This window comes from Arthrobacter sp. STN4, assembly GCF_024539665.1.
Classification (GTDB): Bacteria; Actinomycetota; Actinomycetes; order Actinomycetales; family Micrococcaceae; genus Specibacter.
The window spans coordinates 101,946-110,471 of record NZ_JAKZGX010000012.1; the positions used below are offsets into that span (position 1 = coordinate 101,946).

Consider the following 8,526-nt stretch of genomic DNA (forward strand, 5'->3'; position numbering starts at 1 on the left):
TTCAATTCTTGGTGTGGACTTCGGATTTGAGTGAGCGTTTTTTGGATTTGCGTTCCGCGCCAACGAGCTGGGCGGCGATGGCTAGTACGGCGATAACGATGCAGTAGAGCACGCTGACTGCCGCAGCAGCCTGGCTCTGCCCGTTGTCAAAGTCATCGAAGACAAGGATTGACAGGATGCGCGTATTGGACGTGAACAAAAAGATGGAGGCACTCAATTCGCGCATCGAGAGCATGAGGAAAAGCAGGAATGACGACGTGATGCCGACCCTCATCAGGGGCAGGGTGACCGAGACAATGGCCCGTGCACGACGCGCCCCCAACATCACGGCGCTGTCCTCCAGATCCTGGTCCATCTGAAGCATCGATGCCGAGATGCCGCGGTAGCCCTGCGGCAGGAAGACCGCCACACAGGCGATGGCCAAAATGGCCAGGGTGCCATAGACGGGAAGGGGCAGCAACAGCCACGTCCACAGCAGGCCGATGCCCATCACGATGGCTGGGACCGCAAGCGGGGTCATCGCAATCATTTCAATGGCCGCCCCGCCCTTGGCCTTGGTGCGGTACCGAATGTAGGAAGCAACGAAGCTCAACGTTGTGCCGGCTGCAGCTGCGATGAGGGCCACGAGGACGCTGTTGCGCAGCGCAAGCTGGAAATCGTGGGACGTAAAGACTTCCCCAAGCTTCGAAAAGGTCAGGGCTCCTGAATCGAAGAGCTGTGAGATCGATGCGACGAAGGGACTTGACTGCATTGACGCTGCCAGCAGTGCCAGCATCGGCAAGACCACGGAGACGGCGAAGTAGGCCAGCGCGAGAATCGTAAAGGGCCAGCGCAGGCTCCGCAAAGGTACCTGCCGGGGCCGGTTTCCCTTGCCCGTCACGGTCGTGAATTTGCGCTTGTTGATGATTCGTTGCTGTACCACGGTGATCACCAGCAGGGCGACGGTGAGGACGACGGCGATGCTGGCGGCCTGGTTGCTCTTGGCGGGGGTGGCGCTCATCAGCCGGTAAATATACGTCGGAAGCGTGTCGACGCCGCCGGGGTTTCCAATGACCTGTGCCACGGGGAAGTTTTCCATGGTCAGGGCGAACACCAGGACTGCGGATCCCAGCAGCGCCGGGAGCGCCAGCGGCAGCGTGACGGTGCGGAGCATGGTCCGCATCGGTGCGCCGTGGACGGTTGCTGCTTCTTCAAGGTCGGCGTTCATCATGGATAGCGAACTGTGCATGAGCAGGAAGGCGTAGGGCGCGTAAAAGATTCCCAGCACAAAAATGAGTCCCGGCAGGCTGTAGATATTGATGACGAAATCCAGGCCCAAATCCCTGAGCAGGATGTTTATATATCCGGCGCTTGGGGACGACAGGAGGGACCAGGCCAGCGCGCCGACGAGTGCCGGGATGAACATTGGAGCCATGCCGATAAAGAAGATGAACCGGCGCATGGGGGCATCGGAGCGGGCGCAGATGAAGGCAAGGAACGCCCCGATGACCAGGGCGATAACCGCCGAGCCGGCGCCCACGATGAGCGAGTTGCCAAGTGCACCGAGGGCCTCGGGACTGCCAAGGAATGCCAGGTTGTCCAAGGTGAGGTTGCCCAGGGAGATATTCCCGGGCCGGGGCACCGAGCTGGAGAAGGCGGCCAGCAGGACAAGGGCCAACGGGAGCACCACCAGTATCGCCAGGATGACAATGATCAGCGTTGTGGGCCAACTCTTCCTGAAGCTTGCCAGCGTACGGATCCGGCGAGGGAACGGCTTCCTCACCGGAACACGCAGGTCCCTGGTGAAGCCGGTGTCAACGGGGGAGGGGGCTTTGAGGCTCATGCGTACACCTCAGCCGGGAGGAGCTGAACCTCGTTGGGATCGACAGTCACCCAGACTGTGTCTCCGACGTCGTGCTGTTCGCCGCGCTTGATGGTGCCGAGGGCATCCAGTTCCAGGCCGCCCTCCAGTTCCACGGCGTAGCGGATGTCGTTTCCCTGGAAGCCGGCAACGCGAACCGTTCCCTTCCATGAATTCAATGATTCCTGGGGGCGGGCCGTGACCTGGAGATCTTCGGCGCGGATGCACAGCCTCATGTCAGCCACGTTGGACGGCACAGACTGGGAGGACCGGACCTTGACGTTGTGCCCTGCGATGTTCGCTGCAGCCAAGCTGTCTTCCACCTCCACCTTGTCGCAGTCCATCACGTTCGATACTCCGAGAAAGTGGGCGATGGATGCGCTGGCCGGGGTTTCATACATCTCCCGGGGCGCGCCGATCTGCACGATTCGCCCGCTCTGGAGGAGGGCAATGCGGTCCGCGAGAGCGAAGGCCTCGTGCTGGTCATGGGTGACGTAGACACAGGTGAGGCCGAGCCGGAGCTGGATTTCGCGCAGTTCCACCCGGAGACGATCGCGGAGGCGGGCATCAAGGTTGGACAACGGCTCATCGAGCATCAAGACACTGGGGCGCATGACCAGGCTGCGGGCCAGGGCAACGCGCTGCATCTGCCCGCCGCTGAGCAGGCTTGCACCGCGGGGTGCAAATTTCTCCAGCCCGACCATCGTCAGCACTTCCATGACCCGGTCCTGAATCTCCTTTTTCGAGATCTTTTGCATCCGGAGCGAATATGCAACGTTTTGGAAGACGGTCATGTGGGGCCACACCGCATAGGACTGGAACACCATTCCCACATTGCGCTTGTTGGGCGGCAGGTTGATGCCCTTTTCGGAGTCGAATACCACCACGTCGTCGATAATGATTCGTCCCGCGCTCGGCTCTTCCAGCCCTGCCAGGCAGCGCATGGTGCTCGTCTTGCCGCAGCCGGACTGGCCGAGCAGCACCAGTGCTTCACCATCCCCGACGTCGAGGTTGAGATTTTCTATGGCAGTGAAATCGCCATACTTTAGTTGAAGATTCTGGATGCTTATTTTCATAACAGTTCCTTAGGATTGAGACGACCGGTCCATTCAGTCCCCCGGGACAAGGACGGTCCCTTCGCTGATAACACGGGCTGACCTTTGAAAAGTGATCTGCGTCGGCATGGAGGCGTCGAGCGAGAATCCGGTGGCGCCCTTAAGCATATGGATCGTCATTGGCGTTCCGGCCGCCGTCTCCGCAGATTTTACGGTGTAACGGTTGACGACCGTGCCTTCCCTGCCGGCGGCCACGGCCACTGCCACGGCACTGGTCAGGCCGATGGCCGGGTGCAAGGCGCCCATGGAGATCATCCTGGCCGACACGCCTTCTTCACCAGGTGGCGGTGAGCCGACGATACCGACCTTGGGGATCGAGGTGAGGTCATTGGGGATACTCATCAGTTTCGCCGCCGCCGCTCGAAGCTCAGGCGCGAGTTCAACCAGGCCCTGTAGCTGGCCGGCGCCTTCCTGTCCGGAAACACCGAAGTCAGCGGCATCGAAAAGTGCGGCGGGGGCCCCCGCATCTATCAGCGTCACGCGGTAGGTGGCGCCGCCCACGGTGATCTCATCAACCGGGTTCCCGGTCGGGAATTCAACACCGAAGGTCGACCAGCTGCCCTGTTCGAAAATGATGTCCACCGGGACGCCGGGATAATATTGGCCGTCCAGCCGGCGGTCACCATAGGCGGGCACGAGCCCACCAGGCGTAGGAACCTCACACGTGAGGTTGAGCCCGGTAATGGTGTTCGTAATGGGAATCCGTGTTGTGCCTTCGCCGGGCTCAACAAGTCCGGCGTGCAAGGCGTACAGGCCCAACCCCGTGGCGCAGTTCCCGCAGTTGCTGTCCCATTCGACCGCCGGCCGGTCAATGGCAACTTGGGCGAACCGGTATTTAACCGCCCCGACGTTCATGCCACGGTCGTCGACGACGATCGCCTTGCTCGTGGTGGACGATGCACCTCCCACGCCGTCAATCTGCCTGACATCCGGCGAACCGAACATGCGGATGAGCAGCCGTTCCACTTCCCCGGTGTCCTGGGGGAGGTCGCTTTCACGGAAGATCCAGCACTTGCTGGTACCTCCGCGGACCAGCGTGGCCGGGACAGCCGATATGGAGTGCGGCATCCGATGGACATCCGGGTCGGGGTCGAGTCCTGCGTGAAGCACCGTTGATTCTCCTATATGCCATTCAATCGGTTGGCGTACCGCCCAGTCTTTCTAGTCGATCAAGTACTTCAAAAAAGTGCAGACTGGGAGTTGTTGTATGTGATCTGGATAAAATGTATACCGAAATCACTGCCGTGACAACAATCACTATCCAAAGTGGCGGATTTGGGGGAGCCGGACATCGGACGGGACGGTTCCTCCCGCGCTGTTCCGGCCGGATTGCCGATTGCAGACAGTAGCCCCAAAATGTATACAGGTGGTAGAATGTAGGCAGAAGGTATGGCGGCGGCTGTCGCCGCCATCGTTGTCCGCTGCCTGTCGTAGACCCTTATTTGGAGGACTCCGTGTCGTCACCGGCGTTGATGAGCCCGTATCTGATGATCCGTAATGCGATCATTGCCCAGGAGTTTCCGCCCCGTGCGCAACTGGTGGAGAATGCCTTGGCTAAAAAATACAATGTGTCCCGCACCCCGATCCGTGAGGCCCTGCGCCGACTGGAGACGGAGGGGCTGGTGGAACGCTACGGTTCCCGTATGCAGGTTCGCGAGTACAGGCCCGAAGAAATGCTGGATCTGTATGAAGTGCGATCCTTCCTGGAGGAGGCGGCTGCGAAAACGGCGGCATTGCGCCATACCGACATGGATCTGATGCTTATTGAACGTGCCCACCAGAGCATGCTGGATATCAAGTTTGAGGAAGCGAGTGCGGCGCAGATGGCCGCCGCCAACCGGACATTCCATGAGCGGGTATGGGCCGCCAGCCACAGTGCGGCACTTGTGGACCTCCTGGACCGGATTCTGGTGCACTTCATCCGCTATCCGGGAACCACCCTCTCGACGCCGGAGCGGTGGAGCCAGGTCCTGAAGGAACATGAGGAACTTGTTTCCGCGATCCGGGACCGCGACGCAGAGAGTGCAGGAAAGATCGCCAGTGTCCACATGGAAGAGGCGAAAAACATTCGCATCGAGATGTACATCGATGCCCAGGAGATAGCTCCGTCCTAATGCTTCGCCAAGACGCGCGAAGAGCATTTCACACCCCTGCCGACGGCAGGGGTGTGAACGACGCCAGCGGCGGGGCGGTTTGAATGGTGGTCACTGGGACCACCGACTACGCCACGTGGCCGCCCCGCTGGCTGGGCTGCAGCCAGCCAACCATCCCTGAAGACAATGCCGTAGAGCCACCATGCCGTGGCATGGGGCTGCCGGCAGCAGCCAGGGCACCATTGCAGGATCAAACACCAAAAGGAGAGTGCACATGTCCGGGATTATCATCGTCGGAGTGGACGGAAGCGAGACGGCGTTAAAGGCCGCGCGCACTGCCGCGGACTTGGCCGCGGGTACAGGGGCAACGCTGACCGTTGTGACAGCCTACGGGAACGACAAAAGCGAGATCGTTGAAATTGCGGGGGAGGAATGGACCATCTCCAACGCTGCGGAAGCGAAGAAAGTGGCGCAGCGGGTGGCCGGGCAGTTAAGTGCCAAGGGGGTGCGGGCCACATACACGGCTGCACTGGGTAAGCCGCACGAGGTCCTGCTCAACGAAGCTGAACGCCTCGGCGCGGCCATGATTGTGGTCGGCAACCGTCGGATGCAGGGGCTGGCCCGCGTCCTGGGCAGCGTTGCCAACAACGTTGCGCACAACTCTCCCTGCGATGTCTACATCGTCAAGACCGATTAGCCTCCCGCTGCCGCGCCGGATTTGCCGGGTTCCCGGGCCGTAAAGGCCGGAGCCTCCAACAGGAGCTCCCGGCATCCGACCGCGCTGGCCTGGGAAGGGCGGTTACGGCCGGCGGTCCCTGAATGGGGCGCCGGCCCGGCGCGAGTGAAACGCGTCGCAACTCTATGGACAAGTCTGTCGACGATTGTATACAGTTGTATATAGCAGAATCCGCCATGATGAATGGAGCCAAAAATGCAGGACGTTGCGCAAGTTGTTGTTGTTGGAGGAGGGAATGCCGGTTTCGCGGCCGCCCTGGCCGCCGCGGAGCGGGGCAGGTCGGTGGTGCTGCTTGAGAAGGCCGAGGAAGACCTTTCGGGGGGCAACAGCTATTACACTGCGGGGGCCACCCGGATTCCCCACGATGGCCTGGATGACCTCCTGGATGTTATCGAACCCGATGAGCGGCACGCGGTCACCGTCGTTCCTCCGTACGCGCCCGGCGATTACCTCTCAGACCTGGAAAAGGTCTCAGAAGGCCGAAACGACGCTGAACTGTCACAGGTCCTGGTGGAAGAGAGCCAGGCTGCGCTGCGATGGCTTCACGGGCATGGCCTGAAGTACCGGCTCATGTATGAACGCCAGGCGTACACCCAGCCTGACGGTTCCTACCTCTTCTGGGGCGGGCTGCATGTCGGAAACGTTGGAGGCGGCAAGGGACTGATGGCCGACCATCGGGCGGCAGCCGAACGGGCCGGCGTGACGGTACTGTATGGCCATGCGGTAACAGGCCTTGTCACCAACGCAGACCGCATCGAGGGCGTAAGCTTCGAGACCGCCGACGGCCAATCTGGAACCATGCGCGCCGAATCGGTCATTATCGCCTCGGGAGGCTTTGAAGCCAACGCCGAGATGCGCCGTCGGCATCTCGGGGAAGGGTGGCAGAACGCGAAGGTGCGGGGAACCCAGGGCAATACAGGAGAAATGATCGTGTCCGCGCTGGAAACCGGTGCAACCAAGGGTGGAGACTGGGCGACATGCCACAGCGTTGCCTGGGACGCCGGCCATCCGGAAAATGAAAGCAACTTTGAGCTGACGAATCAGCTGACCCGTGGCGGGTATCCGTTGGGAATCGTCGTCAACCGGTTGGGCGAGCGCTTCGTCGATGAGGGTGCCGACTTCCGTAACTACACCTATGCGCGGTACGGCCGGGACATCCTGCAACAGCCGGGATCCGTGGCGTTCCAGATCTTTGACTCCTCAACCCGTCCCATGCTGCGGAGCGAGGAATACGACATGCCGGGCGTTTCGGTGGTGTCCGCGGACACCATTTCCGAGCTGGCCATCCAGACCGGAATTGAGCCGGAGGCGTTGGAGAAAACCGTCAAGGAATTCAATGCGGCAATCGATGAATCGAAGGTTTTTGACCCGAACATTAAGGACCAGCGGCTTTCGGATGTCACTCCGCCGAAGAGCAACTGGGCCCTCGCCATCGAGTCGGGACCGTATTACGCGTTCCCCGTCACCTGTGGCGTGACCTTTACGTTCGGCGGATTGAAGACCGATACCCATGGCCGTGTCCTTGGTGAAGACGGGGCCCCGTTGCCTGGGCTTTTTGCCTGCGGCGAGGCCCTCGGCGGCCTGTTCAGCGGCAATTACCCCGGGGGAAGCGGGCTGGCGGCGGGTGCTGTCTTCGGCAGAAGGGCCGGAGCCATCGCCTGAGGCACGCCCCCGAATGGAAGTCCTGCTGACAATGGTCTGGCAGGGGCCGTCATTGGTCCATGATTTCCTGAAGAGCCAGCGCGGACTCTTTCGGATTTGTGAGCATGGCGCAATGGTCCCCGCTGATCTTCACCAGCCTTGTTCCCTGGGGCAGGTTGGACAATGACGAGCGCATACGCAGTTCCGTGTTTTGTCTGTCCCCGGTGGGCCACACGTAAGTGGTGGGGATATGCGAGAGGTCTCCGGAAGGCGCAGCCGGCTCAAAGAGGGGAGCGAGGGGCTGGGGCGTCAGCCGGGAGCGAATCGATTGTGCCAGCCTGCTTTCCGGATGCAGGGATGACAGCCATCGGGAGTTCACTATCCCCTCTGGCACTGTGGAGCTGCCGTCGCCGCTGGCGGCGGCGAGGGCTTCATAAGTCGAGCGGGTCTCCGGGTCCAACGTTTGCGCCCAGGTCTGTCCCGCGGGACGGGCCTGGGCGCTGAAGTAGACCAGATGCCGGACCTGCTCCGGGCGCTGCTGCGCGGCCATCGATATCGGATATCCCGCCATGCTGTGGCCTACCAGGACCACCGGTGAACGGAGCCGCTCAAGCTGTTCGACGACGGCGCGTATGTAGGTGGCTGCGGTGACCGTTCCGCGCGGGGTCCCGTCAGCACCGTGCCCCGGAAGATCGAAGGACCGGCACTCTGCCCCAACCTGTGTCAGTTCACCGGGCGGCCAAAAGCGTGCACACAGGATAAAATACACCTGTATACAGATATTCGCTGCTGGATCGTTGGTTCGGCACCAGGCACATACGGGTGCAATGCGTCCCTCAACAAAAAGTCGGAGAGATCGTCATGTTTGGACTATCCAGGTCTGTCGATACCCGCATGGCCGGTGGTGGTTCACAGCCGTGTTGAAGTAATCCGTGTACAGCCGTTTGCGCGAAGACATCCTGACCCGGACGATCCCCGTTACCTTTTTAGTAGCCCCTTAAACGAGTAAGAATTGGGGTTGTTGGCCTGTCGGTCCCGGCATGATTGAAGCCCCCAGTCATCAATGATCCGGGGGGTGTTGTCACCGGGAGTCGATAGGCG

Annotated in this window: 7 protein-coding genes; 3 read left to right on the top strand and 4 right to left on the bottom strand. The window is 61.1% G+C overall.

Annotated elements, in window-relative coordinates; all coding sequences use genetic code 11:
• Position 1: 1 nt before the first annotated feature.
• The 3 genes from MMF96_RS10835 to MMF96_RS10845 are packed head-to-tail and all read right to left on the bottom strand — an operon-like array spanning position 2 to position 4,023.
• On the bottom strand, positions 2 to 1,822 hold the full coding sequence (locus tag MMF96_RS10835) for an iron ABC transporter permease (RefSeq protein ID WP_256883555.1): 1,821 nt from the start codon (positions 1,820 to 1,822) through the stop codon (positions 2 to 4).
• Positions 1,819 to 2,916 (bottom strand): ABC transporter ATP-binding protein, encoded by a 1,098-nt coding sequence (locus MMF96_RS10840; RefSeq protein WP_176616176.1) that lies wholly within the window; start codon positions 2,914 to 2,916, stop codon positions 1,819 to 1,821. Before MMF96_RS10840 ends, MMF96_RS10835 begins: the two co-directional genes overlap by 4 nt.
• A gap of 33 nt (positions 2,917 to 2,949) precedes the next feature.
• Positions 2,950 to 4,023, bottom strand: a complete 1,074-nt coding sequence (locus tag MMF96_RS10845; RefSeq protein ID WP_176616233.1) for a PrpF domain-containing protein — start codon at positions 4,021 to 4,023, stop codon at positions 2,950 to 2,952.
• Positions 4,024 to 4,409: 386 nt separating this feature from the next.
• On the opposite strand from MMF96_RS10845, the gene MMF96_RS10850 reads away from it, so the two are divergent.
• The 3 genes from MMF96_RS10850 (at position 4,410) to tcuA (ending at position 7,446) form a co-directional block, all read left to right on the top strand.
• Positions 4,410 to 5,069 carry a GntR family transcriptional regulator gene (locus tag MMF96_RS10850; protein WP_256883556.1) on the top strand — a complete coding sequence of 220 codons (660 nt, stop codon included), beginning with the start codon at positions 4,410 to 4,412 and terminating at the stop codon, positions 5,067 to 5,069.
• A 253-nt stretch (positions 5,070 to 5,322) separates the two neighbouring features.
• Positions 5,323 to 5,745, top strand: coding sequence for a universal stress protein (locus tag MMF96_RS10855; protein WP_256883557.1), 423 nt, complete (start codon positions 5,323 to 5,325; stop codon positions 5,743 to 5,745).
• A gap of 234 nt (positions 5,746 to 5,979) precedes the next feature.
• Positions 5,980 to 7,446 carry an FAD-dependent tricarballylate dehydrogenase TcuA gene (gene tcuA / locus MMF96_RS10860; RefSeq protein ID WP_256883558.1) on the top strand — a complete coding sequence of 489 codons (1,467 nt, stop codon included), beginning with the start codon at positions 5,980 to 5,982 and terminating at the stop codon, positions 7,444 to 7,446.
• A 49-nt stretch (positions 7,447 to 7,495) separates the two neighbouring features.
• Here tcuA and MMF96_RS10865 read toward each other — a convergent pair whose 3' ends face one another.
• Positions 7,496 to 8,194: an alpha/beta fold hydrolase gene (locus MMF96_RS10865; RefSeq protein ID WP_256883559.1), complete on the bottom strand. Its 699-nt coding sequence runs from the start codon at positions 8,192 to 8,194 to the stop codon at positions 7,496 to 7,498.
• Between the last annotated feature and the right edge of the window lie 332 nt (positions 8,195 to 8,526).

Bases quoted from the DNA above. Each gene is read 5' to 3' on its own strand.
- MMF96_RS10835 (WP_256883555.1), bottom strand. From the start codon at position 1,822: ATGAGCCTCAAAGCCCCCTCCCCCGTTGACACCGGCTTCACCAGGGAC.
- MMF96_RS10840 (WP_176616176.1), bottom strand. From the start codon at position 2,916: ATGAAAATAAGCATCCAGAATCTTCAACTAAAGTATGGCGATTTCACT.
- MMF96_RS10845 (WP_176616233.1), bottom strand. From the start codon at position 4,023: ATGCCGCACTCCATATCGGCTGTCCCGGCCACGCTGGTCCGCGGAGGT.
- MMF96_RS10855 (WP_256883557.1), top strand. From the start codon at position 5,323: ATGTCCGGGATTATCATCGTCGGAGTGGACGGAAGCGAGACGGCGTTA.
- tcuA (WP_256883558.1), top strand. From the start codon at position 5,980: ATGCAGGACGTTGCGCAAGTTGTTGTTGTTGGAGGAGGGAATGCCGGT.